Origin of the sequence: Alteromonas sp. OM2203 (assembly GCF_048517045.1) — a bacterium.
In the GTDB taxonomy this organism is placed as follows: Bacteria; Pseudomonadota; Gammaproteobacteria; order Enterobacterales; family Alteromonadaceae; genus Alteromonas; species Alteromonas gracilis.
Window position 1 is genome coordinate 3,440,467 of record NZ_CP183209.1, and the last position, 19,156, is coordinate 3,459,622.

The 19,156-nt window shown below is 43.8% G+C and carries 21 protein-coding genes; 14 read left to right on the forward strand and 7 right to left on the reverse strand.

Features of this window, described 5'->3' with window-relative positions:
• Window positions 1–25 precede the first annotated feature (25 nt).
• Together ACM0P2_RS15215 and ACM0P2_RS15220 are read right to left on the reverse strand one after the other, a co-directional pair.
• Complete coding sequence (locus ACM0P2_RS15215; protein WP_173359150.1) at window positions 26–583, reverse strand: DUF3833 domain-containing protein; 558 nt, start codon at window positions 581–583, stop codon at window positions 26–28.
• A 60-nt stretch (window positions 584–643) separates the two neighbouring features.
• Window positions 644–1,147, reverse strand: coding sequence for a chalcone isomerase family protein (locus ACM0P2_RS15220; RefSeq protein WP_159117830.1), 504 nt, complete (start codon window positions 1,145–1,147; stop codon window positions 644–646).
• 165 nt (window positions 1,148–1,312) lie between these two features.
• Here ACM0P2_RS15220 and ACM0P2_RS15225 point away from each other — a divergent pair, with 165 nt between their 5' ends.
• Entirely contained in the window at window positions 1,313–2,311 is a 999-nt protein-coding gene (locus ACM0P2_RS15225) for a 1-aminocyclopropane-1-carboxylate deaminase/D-cysteine desulfhydrase (RefSeq protein WP_159117829.1), read from the forward strand.
• Window positions 2,312–2,483: 172 nt separating this feature from the next.
• On the forward strand, window positions 2,484–2,729 hold the full coding sequence (locus tag ACM0P2_RS15230; protein WP_159117828.1) for a DUF4282 domain-containing protein: 246 nt from the start codon (window positions 2,484–2,486) through the stop codon (window positions 2,727–2,729).
• 69 nt (window positions 2,730–2,798) lie between these two features.
• Here ACM0P2_RS15230 and add read toward each other — a convergent pair whose 3' ends face one another.
• From add to ACM0P2_RS15245, 3 genes are all read right to left on the reverse strand, one after another.
• The gene (add, locus tag ACM0P2_RS15235) at window positions 2,799–3,812 is read right to left on the reverse strand and encodes an adenosine deaminase (protein ID WP_159117827.1); all 1,014 of its coding nucleotides are present in this window, start codon (window positions 3,810–3,812) and stop codon (window positions 2,799–2,801) included.
• A 291-nt stretch (window positions 3,813–4,103) separates the two neighbouring features.
• Window positions 4,104–4,925, reverse strand: coding sequence for a sterol desaturase family protein (locus tag ACM0P2_RS15240; RefSeq protein WP_159117826.1), 822 nt, complete (start codon window positions 4,923–4,925; stop codon window positions 4,104–4,106).
• A complete protein-coding gene (locus tag ACM0P2_RS15245; protein ID WP_159117825.1) occupies window positions 4,912–5,340 on the reverse strand; it encodes an SRPBCC family protein in 429 nt (142 codons plus the stop codon). Before ACM0P2_RS15245 ends, ACM0P2_RS15240 begins: the two co-directional genes overlap by 14 nt.
• 136 nt (window positions 5,341–5,476) lie before the next feature.
• Here ACM0P2_RS15245 and ACM0P2_RS15250 point away from each other — a divergent pair, with 136 nt between their 5' ends.
• The 5 genes from ACM0P2_RS15250 (at window position 5,477) to ACM0P2_RS15270 (ending at window position 11,416) form a co-directional block, all read left to right on the forward strand.
• Window positions 5,477–6,457 (forward strand): AraC family transcriptional regulator, encoded by a 981-nt coding sequence (locus ACM0P2_RS15250; protein WP_159117835.1) that lies wholly within the window; start codon window positions 5,477–5,479, stop codon window positions 6,455–6,457.
• A gap of 169 nt (window positions 6,458–6,626) precedes the next feature.
• Window positions 6,627–7,037, forward strand: a complete 411-nt coding sequence (locus ACM0P2_RS15255) for a hypothetical protein (RefSeq protein ID WP_159117824.1) — start codon at window positions 6,627–6,629, stop codon at window positions 7,035–7,037.
• A 283-nt stretch (window positions 7,038–7,320) separates the two neighbouring features.
• Window positions 7,321–8,523: a saccharopine dehydrogenase family protein gene (locus tag ACM0P2_RS15260; RefSeq protein ID WP_159117823.1), complete on the forward strand. Its 1,203-nt coding sequence runs from the start codon at window positions 7,321–7,323 to the stop codon at window positions 8,521–8,523.
• Between the two features lie 153 nt (window positions 8,524–8,676).
• Window positions 8,677–9,807, forward strand: a complete 1,131-nt coding sequence (gene nspC / locus ACM0P2_RS15265; RefSeq protein WP_159117822.1) for a carboxynorspermidine decarboxylase — start codon at window positions 8,677–8,679, stop codon at window positions 9,805–9,807.
• Window positions 9,808–10,060: 253 nt separating this feature from the next.
• Entirely contained in the window at window positions 10,061–11,416 is a 1,356-nt protein-coding gene (locus tag ACM0P2_RS15270; RefSeq protein WP_419226771.1) for a hypothetical protein, read from the forward strand.
• Window positions 11,417–11,493: 77 nt separating this feature from the next.
• Here ACM0P2_RS15270 and ACM0P2_RS15275 read toward each other — a convergent pair whose 3' ends face one another.
• Together ACM0P2_RS15275 and rsmI are read right to left on the reverse strand one after the other, a co-directional pair.
• Window positions 11,494–11,757: a hypothetical protein gene (locus ACM0P2_RS15275; RefSeq protein ID WP_159117821.1), complete on the reverse strand. Its 264-nt coding sequence runs from the start codon at window positions 11,755–11,757 to the stop codon at window positions 11,494–11,496.
• A gap of 124 nt (window positions 11,758–11,881) precedes the next feature.
• Window positions 11,882–12,718: a 16S rRNA (cytidine(1402)-2'-O)-methyltransferase gene (gene rsmI / locus ACM0P2_RS15280; protein ID WP_159117820.1), complete on the reverse strand. Its 837-nt coding sequence runs from the start codon at window positions 12,716–12,718 to the stop codon at window positions 11,882–11,884.
• Window positions 12,719–12,859: 141 nt separating this feature from the next.
• Between rsmI and ACM0P2_RS15285 the strand changes: the two genes are divergently transcribed.
• From ACM0P2_RS15285 to ACM0P2_RS15315, 7 genes are all read left to right on the forward strand, one after another.
• Window positions 12,860–14,860, forward strand: a complete 2,001-nt coding sequence (locus ACM0P2_RS15285) for a penicillin-binding protein activator (RefSeq protein ID WP_159117819.1) — start codon at window positions 12,860–12,862, stop codon at window positions 14,858–14,860.
• Window positions 14,861–14,865: 5 nt separating this feature from the next.
• On the forward strand, window positions 14,866–15,207 hold the full coding sequence (locus ACM0P2_RS15290; protein ID WP_159117818.1) for a YraN family protein: 342 nt from the start codon (window positions 14,866–14,868) through the stop codon (window positions 15,205–15,207).
• 133 nt (window positions 15,208–15,340) lie between these two features.
• Window positions 15,341–15,937 carry a phosphoheptose isomerase gene (locus ACM0P2_RS15295; protein WP_105929513.1) on the forward strand — a complete coding sequence of 199 codons (597 nt, stop codon included), beginning with the start codon at window positions 15,341–15,343 and terminating at the stop codon, window positions 15,935–15,937.
• Window positions 15,900–16,535 (forward strand): BON domain-containing protein, encoded by a 636-nt coding sequence (locus tag ACM0P2_RS15300; protein ID WP_236547057.1) that lies wholly within the window; start codon window positions 15,900–15,902, stop codon window positions 16,533–16,535. Before ACM0P2_RS15295 ends, ACM0P2_RS15300 begins: the two co-directional genes overlap by 38 nt.
• A gap of 40 nt (window positions 16,536–16,575) precedes the next feature.
• Window positions 16,576–17,940, forward strand: coding sequence for an MFS transporter (locus tag ACM0P2_RS15305; protein ID WP_159117817.1), 1,365 nt, complete (start codon window positions 16,576–16,578; stop codon window positions 17,938–17,940).
• Between the two features lie 189 nt (window positions 17,941–18,129).
• Window positions 18,130–18,753, forward strand: a complete 624-nt coding sequence (locus ACM0P2_RS15310; RefSeq protein WP_159117816.1) for a DUF7010 family protein — start codon at window positions 18,130–18,132, stop codon at window positions 18,751–18,753.
• Between the two features lie 57 nt (window positions 18,754–18,810).
• Window positions 18,811–19,140, forward strand: a complete 330-nt coding sequence (locus ACM0P2_RS15315; RefSeq protein WP_105929510.1) for a DMT family transporter — start codon at window positions 18,811–18,813, stop codon at window positions 19,138–19,140.
• Window positions 19,141–19,156 lie beyond the last annotated feature (16 nt).

A 19,156-nucleotide genomic window follows, 5' to 3' on the forward strand; every position in this document is an offset into this window, starting at 1 on the left:
GTTAAGACCAAAGATTGAAGCAGCCTTATGGCTGCTTTTGCATAAATATAGTTACTTCAGCCATGACTAGGCCGAACTTGCGAATGTATGAACGGTTCATCATGGTGCTTTCATCAAACGCCCAAAACCAATCATCAAACGTTACTGAATAGGTTGTATCATCTACTGGCAAATCCATCTGGTAATGGAAATTGAATGCGTTACCATAGCTAGTACCTTTTGCAGGGCCATCAATATCTCCCGCATTACCGATAAAGGTATTATCACTTTGCTTTACTATTTTCCAAGTCCGAGATTCGGGCCCATCGCCCACGCCATAATCAAACGTTTCATCCAACGTAAGCGTTTCCCCGTCAATAGACCCATCAATGTTAACGACAAACCTCTGTACGACTTCTCCAGAGCGATTTTGAACAATACCCCAAGCTTTCACATTGCCGTCAAAAAACTGTTCGATATTAAACGCTGGCGTCACTGACTGATAGTCTTCCCCCTCTACAGAGACGGAGCAGCCTGATAGTCCAGCAACACTCAATGTAGCGAGGCTAAGGCCTAAAACGAGTTTACACGCACTTTTTATCATCGAATAATGTCCTACGTAATCAGTTAAAATGTATGGGTTTGATAAAGAGTTCTGCCCTTCTTACCCCTTGCCGAGCAACTTTTTTCTAAACTTTGGCTCTGAAGTTTTCTCACTCAACCAGATATCAAAGAACCGCTGAGTAAAAGTGGAATCTTGAATTTCGTCAGACATTTCGCCATTCACATAGAAGATACTTTTGCCATCTTCAGTTGCGATGCCGGTAATAACGTCTCCTTCACTGACATCAGGAAAAATGTCTTCCATCAAAGCCAGCCATTTTTGAGCGTTATCTGAAGACACGTCCCCTTGCTTCTTCATTTCATCAATAGAACGTTCAGCAATTTTTTTCCCTTCGAGGTCTCTTTGATAAGTTAAGCGCAAAGCAAATGGTGGCGCATTGTTGTATGTGCCCTCAGGGGCAAATAATTCGCCAGTATAAACATCCCAAAAGTAATAGGAAAACATGCCTTTACCCACAAGTTTCGCTTTAGGTACATACTCTTCTATACGATCAGCGCTTGCGTTTTGTGAATTTTCATCTTGTGCGAATGTCTTGTTCGACATAAACATTGCTCCCACCAAAAGGGATAAGAGAAAAACGTGAATTGTTCTTGTTACCATAGGAATGCTCTATATCAGCGTAATAAAAATTACAGGTTTTTTATTGCGTTTATATCTGGTTATACTCTCGCCAACATGCATTTGATCAAATAAGACCAGGTTCTTAACGTGCTATCGCTTAACGCTTTCAAAACGTCCCTTAACCTTCCCTCTCCTTTGATATCTTTTTCTCCCGATTGGGAAGGTGCGGAAAACGTATCGCTTTATGTAAAGAGAGACGACGCGATACACCCGATAATTTCAGGTAACAAGTGGCGAAAATTAAGCCATTCGCTAACGCATCCATTACCCAAAACAATCATAAGTTTCGGCGGTGGCTTTTCTAATCATCTTCACGCTCTGGGCTTTATCTGTTTTAAACTTGGCATTCCTTTTACTGCCATTATTCGTGGAAATTATTCTGCTAATCCTTCGCCAATGATTGAAGATCTCATTCAGTGGGAAACAACAATCGAATACGTCGATAGAAAAACTTACCAAAGACGGAATGAGTGCGAATATCTAAATGAACTTCACACCAAATATACTGACGCCCTCATTATTCCAGAAGGAGGAAGTCAGGCTCGCGCACTTGCAGGTCTTCAAGACATGATGGATGAAATCGACTTTGAATTTGATGTTATGGTCGCGCCAGTGGCTAGCGGTGCCACATTAGCTGGAATTATTGTAGCGCTAGATAAATTAGATAAACACACTCCTAGAGCAGGTCAAGATATGCTCACTCCTGTTCGCGAGGCTATAGGAATAGGCGTACTCAAAGGTGAAGGATACCTGGAAGAATTGGTAGAACAGTTCCTGCCTGACTCGCTTAAGTGTGAAAGTGTCGGTGAAATCGAAACGAAACAAAACGCTTCAAAAACGCTTACTCAGACTGCTCAGCAGATCTGGCATATTGACCATAATTACCACTGGGGCGGATATGCTAAAGCACCACCTGAACTTGTGGCATTTTGCGATGATTTTAATAAAACAATGCCTTTTGAAATAGAGCCCGTATATTCGGGAAAAGCTTTCTGGGCGGTTAAAGATATGCTGGCTAAAGGTAAGTTCAAAAACGGTTCACAGATTGTTATCTTGCACACAGGCGGTTTGCAGGGTGCAAGATAAAGCCTTTTAATAACATAGCGTTGCGTTAACTTCATTTCAATGTTACAACTAGCTTTGTGGGCTCGCTCACAACTCTTATGATTACTTAACAACTATAACAACAAGAAGTTTGTCGCAGGATGCGGCATAAAAATTAGCGCTTGCTACCTGCAAACTTCATCAAGGAATGATTATGAAAGATATTTTCTTTTTTGACTCAATGCTCACCCCTAAAATAATCACTTTTGTTTATTGGCTTTTGCTTTTAGGATCAGTGGTAAGTGGCGTAACAACGATGTTTGTCGGGTATGACGCGAGCTTTATATACGGCTTATTTATTATTGTATCTGGTTGTATTGGTGCAAGAATTTGGTGCGAACTACTTATCGTACTGTTTAAAATTCATAGCAATCTTCAGAAAATTGCTAGCAAAGAGTAGTTCAGTATTGAAGAGGTGCTGATCTAATCAGCACCTTCATTGATAAAACGGTAATACCGAAACGCGGATTTACGCGACAGCGTTATTTTCTGTATAGCGCGTTAGTGTATCTAAATATTCCAATTTGCGCTTCTCGGGGAGCCAGCTGGTTTTAAAGCTATTTTCTACGAGTGTGACTAACTCCTCTTTACTGAATTGCCCTTCGTCTTGCAAAGCAATTAAATTTTCGTTCAAGTAGGCCCTGAAATAAGAGGGATCGTCCGAGTTGATACTAGCCAGCAACCCTTTTCGTAGCATTTGTTTCAATTCACTAGAGGTAAGTGATTGAACTACAAACTTGTTTGAAACGGGACAGACAGTTAGTCCTAAACCTCTTGACCTTGCAAGCTCGCACAAAACATCAGATTCGAGAATATTTACACCATGATCAATCCTGTCGACCTTAATATCCTCTATAACCTGACGTATGTGTTCTAGAGTATTATCTTGATTGACATCACAGTGCATTGTTAGTTTAAGTCCCCAACTTCGAGCTTTTGAAAATACGTCTGCAAACTTTAATGGCGGGTTATTTCTTTCGTCAGAATCAAGCCCAACTCCTATTAGCTTATCAAGATGTGGCTTAGCCATATCGAGGTGTTTCATTGCTGATTCAGCCGACATATCTCGCAAAAAACAAAGGATAAGTTGACTTTCTACACCCAATTTAGTCTGAGCATCTTTTTGCGCTTTGGTTATCCCATTAATAACTGTATCGAAACTCACACCTCGAATTGTATGGGCCTGGGGGTCAAAAAAAAGTTCTGAATATACGATATTTTGTTCTGCAGCTTTTTTGAGGTATGCCATGGTGAGTTGGTAAAAGTCTTCCTCCTCTATGAGCACACTCATTCCTGCATAGTAAATATCAAGGAAAGAAGGTAAGTCATAAAAGTCATACGCATTTATCATTTCTTCTGGTGTTTTGGCTTTTAGTGCAACTTTATTTTTCTGTGCCAAAGCAAAACTTAGTTCTGGCTCCAACGTACCTTCAATATGAACATGAAGCTCAGCTTTCGGCATACTTTCTATAAACTCTTTCATTAAAATCCTCTAGCAACTTTGCGCCCTTTTTGTTTAGTGCAAAAACATGGCAGGCATCGTTTTGTAACCCATGAAGAAGATAAACTGCAAAAATTGCGCCCGGGGAAGAGCAAGTGTTTGTGTAGGCCTGTTGCTTGTATTGCAAATCGTTGTAGATAGAAAGTTTATTCAAATGACACATCTGCATTATTTTTAGTCTACTTCAACGAAGTGCTTTACTTTGGTGCATTACTGCGAGTAAAACCGTGCAGTTTGAAGGCGATAGCAAAGCATAGTTTAGACTCTCGAGTTTCATCGGAGTAAATCTTCAACAGGATAGCCAAACAGTCTCTTTAGCTTTGCTTTTACTCCATTTGCCTGTCGAAGCTGTTCACGCAGCACGCCTATTTGACTGAAATTAGCACTAAGAGGGTTATCCCTGGGCAATTTGCCTACAATGCCGTATTTTATCGTTATTGTTTTATCTTCTTCAGCATAGGTAGCGAATAATCTATCCCAGATAATTAGCACACCACCGTAATTTTTATCGATGTAAGGCTTGTTTGTCGCGTGATGAATACGGTGATGAGTAGGCGTATTAAACACATATTCAACCCAGCCCAAGTTTCCAACGGTTTGCGTATGAACAAAGAATTGATAGGCCAAGTTTATTGCCACAATTGCAAATACCAGGCTTGGTGAGAACCCCACTACAATCATTGGTACCCAGAACAACCACATGCCCACGAATGGATATAAAATGCTTTGTCGAAAGGCCGTAGTGAAATTCATTTTTGTAGAGCTGTGATGTACCACGTGTGCCAGCCAAAACCAGTGAATATTGTGTGAAGCGCGATGAAACCAATAATACAAAAAATCCTGAAGTACAAAACCGGCTACGAGAGAAATAGCAGTAAGCTCAATCTCAAACAGCGAATATTGGTGAAGCCAAATGAGCGCAGGCATGAGAAGAAGCAGCACTAATGCATCGGTTCCTTGGTGAAGCAAGGCTAAAAGAGCATTGTTCACGCTGTCTTTAACGTTATAAAACTGCCGTGCTTTTTTGTATTCAATTAAAACACAAAGAAGAAAAATTGGGCTTAAACCAAGTAGTATAAGTTCAACAGGGATCAAAACGGGCTCCTAACTTATTCAAACACTGCTCAACATCGTTTTGTAACAGGCGTTCCAGCAACCAAGCGGGTAAATACCAAGGTGCACGGCAAGTAATGCGATAAGAAACTTGAGTATGGTTTTCATGGGCCGTAAACGTTATCACCCCAGTATGTTGTTTAACGGGAAAATCACCAACTACGGTATATTCAATATATTGGTCGTCTGCGTGAACAATTTGCTCTTTAAAGCATACGCCTATAATAGTTACCGCCCTTACACAGCCTTTGCCACCGCCAACTTCATTATCATCTTCCGGCTGAATAATCTTGAACGACGCATTGAAAAAGTCGCTTAGATTTTGATGGTCAAGTAAGGTATCGCGAATTACCCGCGGCGTTGTTGCGATATTTTTCTGATAAAAAACGTTAACCATGTCTTACTTACCTTGTATAAACAATGAATAGCATAATTTGACATTTGCGACCTATCTTGCGTTAATACGTCAGTATTTTTGTTATTTTGCGACAAACAAGATGCCATCTGTATCGTCAGCCTATCAACAAAGCGTTGTGAGTTTCTTGATTAGTCTAGGAATTGACGACAAAGAGATACCCGTTCCCCTGCGCCCTGATCCTTTAACTTGCAGCAGGGTGTTGATGGAAGATTACATAAGTTCACTCAACAAAGGGGCAGAATTAACCGGTGATCCCTTGTTCGGTTTCGCACTAGGTAAACATATTCAGGCCAAAGATTATGGTGTGCTGGGGTACTTAGTTGAAAGTTGCGAGAACCTCGAACAAGCCATTCAAGCATTAACGCGCTTCGATGCATTAGTGGCAGATATCGGCACTACGACCGTGCTTTATGAGATTGATGACACGCGCATACAATGGACGCCGCGATGTATCGACTGCAAACAGATGGTGCTGCGCAATACCACGGCTTGGGTTGCAACGGTATACAAAATTTTAGGCCCATCCTGCAAACTTACTGCGATAACCTTCACTTTCTCACTGGACAAATCAGAGCAAGAAATACTGCAGGAATGGTTTGGCTGTAAGGTGACGGGTAATGCTGATTCCAACTCTATTATTTTCCCTAGACACCTACTCCACGTCCCTTTTACAAGCGAGAACAAAGCGATGTTTAATGCGCTTGTAGAAGTAACCGAAAAGGAACTCCTGAGTCAAAGCAAAAGCGCTGCTTCCCAATTTATAAAAAATAAGCATGAAGAAATAAAACACAAAGCAATTGCACTTTTGAAGGCTAATCCAACACTTAAAAACTGCGATCAGCTGCGTATTGCCAATGCACTTTTTATCAGTTCCAGGACCCTGCAGAGGAAACTTAAGCTCAGTGGAACAAGTTTTCAGCAAATATTGAATGATGAGCGAAAAGCACGCGTGGATAAACTATTAATAAACCACACGATTGCCGACACCGCAGACTTGCTTGGCTTTAACGAGCAATCTTCCTTTACTCATGCCTTCAAAAAGTGGTTTTCGACCACGCCGATGAAATATAAAAAGCATCTAATCGCTAAAGAATGACGCAACCTGTTAAACGGGAAGACAATGCTGGAAAGGGTTCACTAGTGAAAATTAACCTACCTCTCACACATTAATTTTTCTGTCTCTTTGCCGATTATTAAACTATTGTGACGTTGAAAGCGTAGGTATTAACGCGTGTCTAGCAACGCTAACTCACAGGAGATAAGCTATGATCGACCGTCCAGTTTCATTGCCAACGCCGTTGAGCATTCTGGTTTCTAAGTCACTGCAGTTATGTGAGTATATGTTACCCGTTTGTGATGTATTTTATCCTTTTGCGGCCATTTATGAGAAGGGTCGAATTGGCTGTATTTTCAATGATGAGGACCGGGGTAAAAAGCGCGAATCTCAACTCATTGAACAGTTGCAGTGGCGAATTATTGATACGACCACGGATACGGACAGTTACAGCGTTTTGGTCTATGCCGCGACCGTAAACACACAAAATAGCAAAACGCTAGATGCCATTGCAATTGCAACCGCCACACCCGACCATGAAGAACGTCTTATTCTCTATCCTTACTACAAGGTAGACGGTAAAGTCGTTATATCACCACCTATCGATGCCGTTACACGTTAAAAAAGCGACTTTAATTCGCATTGTTTTTACGGGCTGCCTTGTGTAAGCCTATACAAGGCTTCACATCGGTGAAACATTTTTATGTAATACAATACATAGGAAGAGGTGGCGAAGTGAAAATTCTGATTTAAAAGGGAGTTTTCTTTCGCTGCCTACTACCCTTCATATTGTTTGTTACGATTAAAATTTTTTGTACTGTCATGGGCTGTCTTTGCTTGCCAAATCCGGTTGGTCTGCTAGCATTCAGCCCAAAATTCATTAGCAAAATTAGGGATTAGTTATTATGTCTCGCGTTTTAATTATTGGTGCTGGCGGTGTTGCGTCGGTAACTGTGAAAAAATGTGCACGTTTACCGCAACATTTCGACGAAATTTATTTAGCAAGCCGCACGGTATCTAAGTGTGAAGCGCTACAGCAAGAAGTTGGTGCAGATCGCGTTAAAGGTGTTTTCGCTGTTGATGCAGATAACGCAAAAGAAGTCGAAGCGCTTATCAACGAAGTAAAACCAGACCTAGTAATCAACCTAGCGTTACCATACCAAGACCTTCCAATCATGGATGCATGTCTTGCAACTAACACTGATTACCTAGACACTGCTAACTACGAGCCAAAAGACGAAGCAAAATTCGAATACTCGTGGCAGTGGGCTTACCAAGATAAGTTCAAAGACGCGGGCATCATGGCTCTGCTTGGCAGTGGTTTCGATCCTGGCGTTACTAACGTTTACACGGCATACGCGGCGAAGCATTACTTCGACGAAATTCACTACCTTGATATCGTTGACTGTAATGGTGGCGATCATGGTCAAGCTTTCGCGACCAACTTTAACCCTGAAATCAACATTCGTGAAATTACTCAGCGCGGACGTTTCTGGGAAGACGGCGAGTGGAAAGAAACCGACCCTCTTAGTGTACGTGAAGACCTAGACTACCAAAACATTGGTGTTCGTGCGTCTTATCTGATGTTTCACGAAGAGTTGGAATCTATTGTTAAGCACTTCCCAACCCTTAAGCGCGCGCGCTTCTGGATGACTTTCGGTGATGCTTACCTAAACCACCTGCGTGTACTTGAGGGTATTGGTATGACTAGCATTGAGCCAGTTGATTTCCAAGGTCAGAAGATTGTACCACTAGAGTTCTTAAAGGCAGTGCTACCTAATCCTGGCTCACTAGCCGAAGGTTACAGCGGTATGACGTGCATTGGTACCTACATCACAGGTATTAAAGATGGCAAAGAAAAAACTATCTTTATCTACAACAACTGTGACCACGCTAAATGTAACGAAGAAGTAGGCGCCCAAGCGGTATCTTACACCACAGGTGTTCCGGCTATGATCGGTGCGGCGCTTATGCTTAACGGCACGTGGAAAGAAGCAGGTGTATGGAATATGGAACAATTCGATCCAGATCCATTCATGGACATGCTTAACGAGCACGGTCTTCCATGGCACGTACTTGAATGTGAAAGTAGCCCTTTCACGAAGTAATTAAACATGTGGGCGCTTTTTCTAAGCGCCTTTTTTAATTGAAGCCTCGGTTATTCTCCCTACTCATCTTAACTTTGAGCTATGAGTACATGTGTAATACAGTAGGACTTTCTCGGATCTTAGAAGCAGTTATATTTTTGGAGCTCTACCCCATTGGCTGATTTAACCCAACGCACTGATATTCCTTCTCCTTGCTATGTATTGGAAGAAGCAAAACTAATACGAAACCTTGAGCTAATGAAACGAGTTCAAGACGAGTCTGGCGCGCGAATTATTCTTGCGCTTAAAGGCTTTTCGATGTGGTCTTGCTTTGACATTATCAAACAGTATTTGCACGGCGCGACGGCAAGTTCGGTTTGGGAAGCAAAACTCGCGGCTGAAATGGGTAAAGAGGTTCATGCTTATTCTCCAGCGTACAAAGCCAATGACGCAAAAGAACTAGCGGGCTTGGTTAATCACCTGTCTTTTAATAGCTTGTCTCAGTGGAATACGCATAAAGACGCACTAGCAAATGTGTCTTTAGGCCTTCGTATCAACCCTGAACATCAGGAAGCAGACACGCCATTGTACGACCCTGCAGCGCCGGGCTCACGTTTAGGTATTCGTGCGAGTGAACTTGAAGGCGTGGACTTATCGGGCATTGAAGGTTTTCACTGCCACAACCTTTGTGAATGCGACTCTTTTGCCACGGCACGTACCCTTGGAGCCATAGAGAAACGCTTTGGTAAATGGTTAGGCCAGTTGAAGTGGCTAAATTTAGGCGGCGGGCATCTAATGACCCGTGAAGGTTATGATGTTGAGCATCTCATCAAAACCTTAAAAGACTTCAAGGCTCGCTACCCTCATTTAGATGTTATCCTTGAGCCAGGTTCGGCCGTTGCGTGGCAAACTGGCCCGCTCATTTGTGAAGTGGTTGATATGGTCGAAAATGAAGGTGATATTGCCATTTTAGATATCTCGGCTACCGCTCACATGCCGGACGTTTTGGAAATGCCTTACCGCCCTGCCATTTTAGGTGCAGGTATGCCAGATGAAAAAGCACATAACGTGAAGCTAGGGGGCAATTCGTGTCTTGCTGGTGACGTTATTGATACTTATTCATTCGACGTTAAGCTCAAGGCTGGTGATAGATTACAATTTGAAGATATGATGCACTACACCATGGTGAAAACTACGTTCTTCAACGGCGTAGAGCACCCTGCTATTGGCATTTTGCGTTCAAGTGGTGCCTTCGAATTAGTGCGTGAATTCAGCTACGAAGACTTTAAAGGCCGTTTGTCTTAGGATTAGAGTCTTATATTAAAGTATATATAAAAGCAAATTGATCAATATTTGATCAATTTGCTTGTTCCCCATCTTCGCAAATGCTATTTTGACATTGTTGAGTAGTCAAAAGGGAATTTCGACCTACTAGCCTTATCTAGGGTGAGTCTAAAACCTCCGCCGTCTTTTGTTCAGCACCGAATTCAGGTGTTGTACCAAGTCATCAAAAATTGCCTGTCTCGGTTATATCTTATCTTTATCAGAGGAATTGATTGTGAAGAAGAATAATCTAGGCTCAAACTGTACCGATCAAGTACACACATTTGCCAAACCCATCATCTCTGCGCTCAGCGCGGTGTTTTTAACCACGGCTTGTATGTCTACCACACCATCGATGGGAGGAGGCAGTTCTGGCGCGGTAAGTGGTGGTGCCGGTGGTGCTAGTGCTTCGAACAATAATGCACAGCTAGAAAGCTGTGACGAAACACTTGGCACTTTGAGTGTGTTTGAAGACACCAGCTTACCCTGGTGGTCAGAGTATCGCAGGACCTATCCAAAGCTCGGCAGTACTATTCCTGTTATCAGGCTTATGATCCAACAGTCTAGCTGCTTTGTGATTGTGGAGCGCGGCCGTGCAATGAACGCAATGAATACTGAACGCCAGCTTATGCAAACAGGGCAACTTCGAGCGGGCTCTAATATAGGCGGCGGACAAATGGTAGCAGCTGATTATACGCTAAGCCCATCGGTTCTGTTTGCTGAAAAAACACAAGGCGGTAAAGCCATAGCCGGTGCCCTTTTTGGCACATTAGGTTCTATTGTCGGGGGAGGTTTTAGTAAGAATGAAGCGGCCACCTCTTTACTGCTCATCGATAATCGTTCCGGCGTGCAAGTTTCATCATCAACCGGTAGCGCAGCTAATCATGACTTTAGTTTATTTGGCGGTATGTTCGCGGGCCCCGCAGCAGGAGGCGCTGGAGGCTTCTCTAAAACGCCTGAAGGAAAAATGTTGGTAACCGCATTTGCAGACTCTTACAACCAAATGGTTCTGGCGCTTCGTTCATATAAAGCCCAAGAAGTGGAAGGAGGCCTAGGCAAAGGTGGAAGATTAACCGTGGGCGGAGCCGATGACCCAATGCCTGATGCCACCGACGCACCAGCGATAACTACCTTAACAACAACTACTGCCGTCTATGTCGACAACACCCCTTCTAGGGTCACCGTTTCAGACCGCAGGTCTTACAATTTTGACGTCGATGAATACGATGAAAAAGCCTTTAATAGGTACTATGACTGGCTGAAAAACTATGGCCCATTAATGACTGCGTTCGTCTCTTTCGACCCCGAGAATAATAACCCTAACTGGCCAGGCGGAATGTCTATGGCGGCAGCCGCTACCATGCTTCTAACTCAGCTAGACTCTCATCGCATTGAACTTGAAGCATGGCCTTATGAAGCCAGAGTTCAAGCATGGAGAAAGATGGGAAAAAGGTTGGAAAGCCACACTGAACTGTTTGAGCGAAACCGAACATTAGCGCTTCGAAATGAAAAACTTGACGACGAAGTGCGTCAAGTTATTGAAAGCATACAGGTAGTAACAAAAGAAAGCTTGTTCCCAGAGGGTATTTAGCTATTAGAACATTGAACCCGAAGCCTCAAATTGCGGCTTCGGCTCTCAATACTTTTGAGAGTAGTAACACGTTATAGCTATACCACACCACTACCCGAAGCAGCTTCAGATTTGTCAATGTCTCCTTCAGCTAGGACGTCATCACCTAATTCTATTTTAAAGGTTGTGTCAGGCTTCCCCTGCAAACTGTAGCGAAAGCCGTACATCTCACCTTCGTTCAATGAGACTTCTGTCACATCATTTGGATGGATTAAATCGTAAACGCCAGAGTCATTCGTTTGAGAGAATATATCTACCAACCATTTGCCTTCCGACATGGTGATCTTTAGTGTCTTAGTCATCTGCGCCTCCTTTAGCATTTTGCCCTTCGAGCACTTAGGGCAAATATTGAATCTATTACTTTGTATTAAACAGATACGCTTAAGATCAATCTTGCTGGAGACTAATACCAGTCAGCATAGATAATTACGCTTTTGCATCAAGTCCGGCTTGATAAAGCGCATTCTTTTTCAAGTCATAGTGAGTGGCGACCACCGCCGCGGCCTTTTTCAGCGGCATATGCTCACAAAGCGTGTTTAACAGCGACATCGCTTCACTTGGAATGGCCTGCTCACTTATTTGAGCGGGGCCGATCATGACGACAAACTCACCTTTTTGATGGGCGGGCTCAGCATTTAAATAATCAAGCACATTCTGTGCGCTACCACTCACGTAAGTTTCAAAGGCTTTAGTAAGCTCCTTTGCTACAACTATTTGACGCTCTCCCAGTACGCGCTGGATATCGGTAACCGTGTCTAAAATTCGGCGTGGAGCCTCGTAGTAAACAGTGGTGAAAGTTCTGTCTAAAAGAGAAGACAGCACACCTTCTCTCGCTTGTGTCTTAACTGGTAAGAAACCTTCGAACATGAATTTGTCGGTAGGAAGCCCCGAAGCGCTTAACGCCGTTATGGCAGCACATGGGCCAGGTAACGCACTAACAGGAATGCCCTGCTCTCGGCATTTGCGTACTAACACAAAGCCGGGATCACTGATAAGCGGCGTACCGGCATCACTAATTAGCGCTACCGACTCTCCGCCTTTCAACCGCTCACAAAGCATTGCCGTTCGCTTATCTTCATTGTGCTCATGTAGCGAAAGTGTTTTAGTACCAATGCTAAAGTGCTGTAAAAGACGGGCACTATGGCGGGTGTCTTCAGCCGCAATCCAGTTAACCTCACTAAGAATGCGAATGGCTCTGGCGCTTATGTCATCTAAATTACCGATAGGCGTTGGAACAATATATAGGGTTGCGGTGTCTGTCATAGCAGTGGTGTAGTCTTTCGTTAGGTATAAAGATAATGCGATAAGTGTAACACGCCATTAGTCCAGATTATGCTGGCAAGCGTAGATTTTCACAGTGGTTAAGATAAACTTGACCTATCACGATGTAAAAGGAATGAAACTGTGCGTCATATCGGACAAGCTGGAAAAATGTTTACGCTGTCAGCCGTTGCTTCTGTTCTGTTGCTAGCAGGCTGTGGAAGCACGCCTAAATCTCAATCTAAACCTGTGGAAGTGAAGCCTTCACCTATTGAAACTACACAAGTTGACGATAATGTAACGCCAGAACATAAGCTACTTGAAGCTAAAAGAGTGTGGGCCCGTACACGTGACAAAAATCAGCGCGATACCTTGTTGCTCCAAGCTGCTGACTTATACATCCAAAACCAACAGCCGGTGCACGCACAACAAGTTCTCTTTGAAGTTAAAGAAGGCGGCATTTCAAGTGCAAACCAGTCTTATTATTCGTTGCTAATAACTAAAGCTTATACAGATTTGCCCGGTGCAGCCCCAGAAGAATTGCTGGCCATGCTTGACAACGTAATCGAAACTGACGAAACGGCCTACCAAAAAGCGGAACTTCAAACAAAGCTTTACTCTCAGCAAGGTAACCTTGCGGCAGCGGCAAATAGCGTATTAAAAACGCGTTTGTCAGACGAGCAAAAAGTAGAACAAGTATGGAAATGGATTACTTCTTTGCCGAAAGAATCGCTAAATGCTATTGGAGACGAGTATCCAGCACTAGCTCCATTTCTTACATTGCGAGAACTCACCGAACAATACGCGTCATCACCCATTAAACTTGCCAATAATTTAAAGCAGTTCACGCAGGTGTATCGCGGTCACGTACTTGAAAACGCGTTGCCGGGAGACGTTGTTAAAGCCTCTAAGCTCACCGACGCGGCAGCTAATGATATTGCGGTGCTGCTGCCGCTTTCTGGAAGGTTGGCGCGTTCCGGGCAAGTAGTAAAAGACGGCATTATCGCGGCGTACTATACCGATGTGGAAAAGCGCCAAGATGAACACCTTTTACCGCGCTTGCGATTTATTGATACCAACGGCGTAGACAGCCAGGAATTGATTACCGAGATTGGCGACACTAAATTTATTATAGGCCCTTTGTTAAAGGAAACCATCGAAAGCCTAATACCTAATTTACCCATTGGGATAAATGTATTGGCTCTTAACCGTCCCGAAGAGTTGCCAGACAGTTCTCTTGGTCAATCTACGCCCTATTCCATTGCCACTCAACGAGCAGACGTTGAAAATAAAGCGAGTAATGTGGACTTGGCAGAGCCAAAGACACAAGATGAAATCGGAGCGTTAGATTTACCTGTTTCCCTGAATTATTATGGTCTTGCCCCAGAAGATGAGGCGAAGCAGCTTGCCGAACTCATTTTTAAGAAAGGCTATAGAGCGCCTATTGTAATTGCGGCACAAAACAGTCTTTATCAACGAATGGACGACACGTTCAAAACCCACTGGAAAGCACTTAACAGCGCAGAAAACAAACAGCGCGCAAATATTACGTCGGTCACGTTCAACGACAGCAATTCGCTTCGCGAGGGCATCACTCAAGCGTTGGACGTTGCGCAAAGTAACGAACGTATCAACCAAATCGAGTATATGACCAACGATGAAGTGTACAACATGCCCCGCAGTAGACGGGATATTGATGCAATCGTTGCGTTCTCTTCACCACAAGACACGGAATTGCTTAATCCTATTATTGAAGCGAGCCTAAATCCTTTCGATGGCAAGCAGGTGCCCGTTTATGCCACCTCTCGCTCAATGGATTACGACAGTGGTAAAAACCAATGGCGTGATTTGCAAAACGTTCACTTTATAGACATGCCATGGTTGATGCCGTCACATAAATGGCAACCTTTAGAACAAGAGGTGCAACAAGCATGGGAAAACCAAAACACCATGCAGAAGCGATTATTCGCGTTTGGCTTTGATGCCTATCAGCTTTTACCTCAATTAGGTATGCTTAATACGCTGAAATACCTTTCTCACGACGGACTGACGGGCAATTTATCGTTAAACCAACGAGGTGAAGTTGTACGCAAACAGCCGCAAGCCATTATACGCAACGAAAAAGTAAGAATGCTTTCGGAGTAAATACTATGTCAAAACTGCAAGGGAATGCAGGAGAGGATAAGGCCTGTAAATATTTGATAGAACAAGGCCTTGAGCTTAGGTGTCGAAATTATTACACCAGACGGGGGGAGCTTGACCTTGTGATGCAAGATGGAAACACCATTGTATGTGTTGAGGTTAAATACCGAAAAAGAAACCAGTTCGGCAGTGCGCTGGAATTTGTTACTGCTAAAAAACTACAGAGAATTCAGGCTGCGTTTGAGTTCTATTTGTTAGATAATGGTCTTAACTCAACGTCTACTCCCCTACGGATTGACGTTATCGCCATAGACGGGCATAACCTTCAATGGTTGAAAAACGTAGGCTAGAGATATTTCTTTGCGCATTGTTAAAAGAGCAAAGCATACGATTTCGGTGTATTTAGGTGTACGTTGTTACTCAAATTACCGTAATTTTTTTCATATCCGTAACTCCCCGTCTTTTTAAAAAGAGATTAGAAGTATGATTGAACAAATTAAAGCGAACTTTACAGAAAGCATTCAAACCAAAATTGCAGCTTCAGAAATACTGCCTGAGTCTATCGAAAAAGCGGCCAATATGATGGTTGAAGCGCTTATTCGTGGAAATAAAGTACTGAGTTGCGGAAACGGCGGTTCTGCTGGAGACGCACAGCACTTCTCTTCTGAAATGCTGAACCGCTACGAGCGCGACCGTCCGAGCCTTCCGGCCATAGCGTTGAGTACAGATACTTCTACACTTACCTCGATTGCAAACGACTATAGCTACGATGAAATTTTTGCGAAGCAAGTTCGCGCACTCGGTCAGCCGGGTGACATTCTTTTAGCAATATCTACAAGCGGCAATTCACGCAACGTTATTGCAGCAATGGAAGCCGCACTTTCTCGTGATATGACCATTGTTGCGTTAACAGGTAAAGACGGTGGCGAAATGGCGGGCTTTTTAAGTGAGCACGACGTAGAAATTCGCGTACCGTCGAACCGCACTGCGCGCATTCAAGAGGTGCATTTATTAGTCATTCACAATTTATGTGAATGTATTGATGATAGCTTATTCCCTGCTGACCATGGTGATGAGTAAACACAGCACTATGATTAAAAGCGCTAAATATTTAGGATTACTGGGAACTGTTTTTGCTTTGGTTCTGAGCCTGCAAGGCTGTGTCGTAGCGGTGGGTGCCGCGGGCGCGATGGCGGCAAAAGTGGCTAATGACAGACGAACTGTGGGTACACAGCTAGACGATCAAAATGCCGACGCGGCTGTGTCGTACCAATGGTCAAAAAGCGACGCTCTAAAAGACCAAGCCAACCTTCAAGTTGATGTTTACAACGGCGTGGCGTTGCTGACGGGTCAAGCGCCCAATCAGGGCCTGGTAGACGAGGCCGTTCAACGAGCACAAGAAGTCAGCTACATTAAAAAGATACACAACCAAATTCGTATTGGCGAACCTATTGGTGCAGGAACGCAGGCTAACGATATCTGGCTGGCCTCAAAAGTGCGGACTAAAATCGTTGCCGATGAGCGTGTCCCTGCATTACAGGTTAAAGTAGTTGTTCAAGATTCCGAGGTCTTTCTCATGGGCCGCTTGAATAATCTGGAAGCTACCGCAGCAGTTGATATTGCGCGTAATATTACAGGTGTTGCTCGCGTCGTTAGAGCCTTTGAAATTGTTCAATAGAGAGTTAGCCACTGCCCTTTTGGTTGCAGGGGCGCTCTTTATGGAAATTTTAGATGCTACCGTTATTACTACGGCGCTCCCCGTAATTGCTGCCGACTTTAATGTACCGGCAGCCCACCTTTCTATTGGCGTGTCAGCCTACCTGGTCGCCGTCACTCTTTTCATTCCGCTGAGTGGTTATGTTGCAGATAAATTCGGCGCTCGTACTATCTTTATCGCGGCTATTGCTATTTTCACATTGGCTTCTGTACTTTGTGGGCTAAGCACAACCTTATTAGAGTTTACGCTATCGCGAATTCTTCAGGGGTTGGGCGGCGCCATGATGGTCCCTGTTGGTCGCCTTGTTGTGCTGCGTGATCTGCCAAAAGAAAAACTGGTAAAAACCGTGGCTATAATTACATGGCCTGCGCTGAGTGCTCCACTGCTCGGCCCCGTACTTGGTGGTTATATAGCAACACACTTTAGCTGGCAGTGGATTTTCTACATGAATATCCCACTGGGCGCTATTGCCATTGTGGCGTCTCTGTATTTGCTTAGGAATACCAAAGGCGATGTGGGTAAATTCGACGTGAAGGGTTTTCTTCTTACTGGGGTCGGATTCGCCTTGTTTATGGCAGGCATTGAATTCCTAGCCAGTACCAGCGACAAACTAGTCCAGTCACTTGCCGTTATTACCATGGGTATAGTGCTTATGATGTTTGCCATAAGGCACGTAAAAACAGCCAAAAGCCCGCTATTTTCATTCGATGCGATGCAGCACAAAACGTTCAGGCTTTCTGTTTATGGCGGGTCTGTTGTGCGTGTAGCACTAGGCAGCGCCCCGTTTCTTGTGCCGCTAATGCTGCAGCTTGGATTGGGTTACACACCCGTAGAGGCTGGCTCTTTATTACTGTGGCTTTTTGCAGGGAATTTGGCGATTAAGCCTGCGACAACGTGGATAATGAACACATTTGGGTTTAAACGTGTGCTAGTAGTGAATGGCGTGCTTATCGCGCTTGGCTTTTTCGCTTTTGCTTTCATTAACCACAGCACTTCTTCATTAATGATAGCAACAATACTTTTTGTAAACGGTGTGACTCGCTCAATGCACTTAACGCTGCTAAACACCATTGCCTTTGCAGACGTACCGCCCACTAAAATGCGAGACGCGAACACGCTGGGCGCGATTCTAATGCAAATGAATCGAGGCTTAGGCATCACGCTTTCAGCCCTTGCCATCGCTGTTGCAGCGCTTATATTAGAACAAAGCCCTGATACACCTAACTTGCAAACATTTTCTATCGCTATGCTGTTTATGGGAGCGATAGCGCTTGTCAGTATTTACGACAGCCTCCTACTTTCAAAAGAAGACGGTGTATCAGTATTAAATAAACGCAAAACAAAGAAAAAGCAGCAAACGCAATAATCTTTAAAGTACTCGTAGTAACTTAAACTAAGCATTTAATTACTCTCGCCAGTCGACCTTTTTCAATTAGCCTGTTCTAAGCATTTGGTGACAAATGTCACATACTATTGATGATTTTTGTGACTAACCCAAAGCACAACACTCACGCATACTTGACCTATCGAAATAACCAAGAAAGGTAAGAAAGAAATGGAACAGGTATCGTCATCTCGCACAGCTATCAGCTTAAAAAGAACTCAGCCAACGCTTGAACAGCAACGCGAAAGCTTTAAACAGAACCGGTTCATCGCAATGCCACTGGCCGGTACTATTGTTTGGGCAACATTAGGCGCGAGCGCTCCCTTTGTGTCAGAATTAACAATCACGTGGATGCTGTATATCGGTACTGGCGCTATTTTTTACTTAGGTGCTGGACTGTCATACCTCACCGGCGAGCGATTTTTTGCTAAAAAGGCCACATCAAATAGCTTCGATCGCCTTTTTTTCGTTGGCATGCTAATGAGCCTTTTGGTGTTCGCCATCGCACTTCCGGTTGCGGCGATAGACCATACAACGGTTTCTCTTAGCATAGGAATTTTAGCTGGACTCATGTGGATGCCACTATCTTGGGCTATTGAACACTGGGTAGGTTATTTCCACACTATCGCAAGAACCTTTGGCATTGTTGGCGCTTGGTATCTGTTCCCGGATGCTCGTGTCGAAGCCATATCTGCGGTCATAGTTTCAGTTTATATCGTCTCTTTAATTGCACTCGAACGTCGCTTTCAAACCTGCAATGTGAAGAAAAGAGCAAACGCTCAGATACCAATTTAAGCACGATTTACCGCAATAGAATACGCTCTACAACAAAACAACCAAAAGGAATTCATCATGACTTACTTATTTTTAGCCATTGCTATCGTTACGGAAGTTACCGCTACCATGCTACTTAAAATGTCTAACGGCTGGGAAAAGTGGGCGTTCGGCTACGGCGCTATATTTTTCTATACTGTGTCCGGAATGCTGTTTGCCATGGTCTTAAAAAACATGGGGATTGGCGTTGCCTATGCGATCTGGTCAGGTATGGGTATCGCACTTATCACCGCTGCTTCGGTGGTATTTTGGAAACAAACTTTCGACATTTATGCCGTGCTAGGTATTATGTTAATTATCTCGGGCACCTTGCTTATCACTAGCAAGTCAGCCGTTGTATTTCAGTAAGGACGAAATACTCGCA

What these genes read in the sequence shown, in the direction of transcription:
- ACM0P2_RS15295 (WP_105929513.1), top strand. Translation starts at nt 15,341, where the DNA reads ATGATTGAACAAATTAAAGCGAACTTTACAGAAAGCATTCAAACCAAA.
- rsmI (WP_159117820.1), bottom strand. Translation starts at nt 12,718, where the DNA reads ATGACAGACACCGCAACCCTATATATTGTTCCAACGCCTATCGGTAAT.
- ACM0P2_RS15230 (WP_159117828.1), top strand. Translation starts at nt 2,484, where the DNA reads ATGAAAGATATTTTCTTTTTTGACTCAATGCTCACCCCTAAAATAATC.
- ACM0P2_RS15300 (WP_236547057.1), top strand. Translation starts at nt 15,900, where the DNA reads ATGATAGCTTATTCCCTGCTGACCATGGTGATGAGTAAACACAGCACT.
- ACM0P2_RS15315 (WP_105929510.1), top strand. Translation starts at nt 18,811, where the DNA reads ATGACTTACTTATTTTTAGCCATTGCTATCGTTACGGAAGTTACCGCT.
- ACM0P2_RS15310 (WP_159117816.1), top strand. Translation starts at nt 18,130, where the DNA reads ATGGAACAGGTATCGTCATCTCGCACAGCTATCAGCTTAAAAAGAACT.
- ACM0P2_RS15245 (WP_159117825.1), bottom strand. Translation starts at nt 5,340, where the DNA reads ATGGTTAACGTTTTTTATCAGAAAAATATCGCAACAACGCCGCGGGTA.
- ACM0P2_RS15275 (WP_159117821.1), bottom strand. Translation starts at nt 11,757, where the DNA reads ATGACTAAGACACTAAAGATCACCATGTCGGAAGGCAAATGGTTGGTA.
- ACM0P2_RS15305 (WP_159117817.1), top strand. Translation starts at nt 16,576, where the DNA reads ATGGAAATTTTAGATGCTACCGTTATTACTACGGCGCTCCCCGTAATT.
- ACM0P2_RS15220 (WP_159117830.1), bottom strand. Translation starts at nt 1,147, where the DNA reads ATGTCGAACAAGACATTCGCACAAGATGAAAATTCACAAAACGCAAGC.
- ACM0P2_RS15255 (WP_159117824.1), top strand. Translation starts at nt 6,627, where the DNA reads ATGATCGACCGTCCAGTTTCATTGCCAACGCCGTTGAGCATTCTGGTT.
- ACM0P2_RS15260 (WP_159117823.1), top strand. Translation starts at nt 7,321, where the DNA reads ATGTCTCGCGTTTTAATTATTGGTGCTGGCGGTGTTGCGTCGGTAACT.
- add (WP_159117827.1), bottom strand. Translation starts at nt 3,812, where the DNA reads ATGAAAGAGTTTATAGAAAGTATGCCGAAAGCTGAGCTTCATGTTCAT.
- ACM0P2_RS15290 (WP_159117818.1), top strand. Translation starts at nt 14,866, where the DNA reads ATGTCAAAACTGCAAGGGAATGCAGGAGAGGATAAGGCCTGTAAATAT.
- ACM0P2_RS15215 (WP_173359150.1), bottom strand. Translation starts at nt 583, where the DNA reads ATGATAAAAAGTGCGTGTAAACTCGTTTTAGGCCTTAGCCTCGCTACA.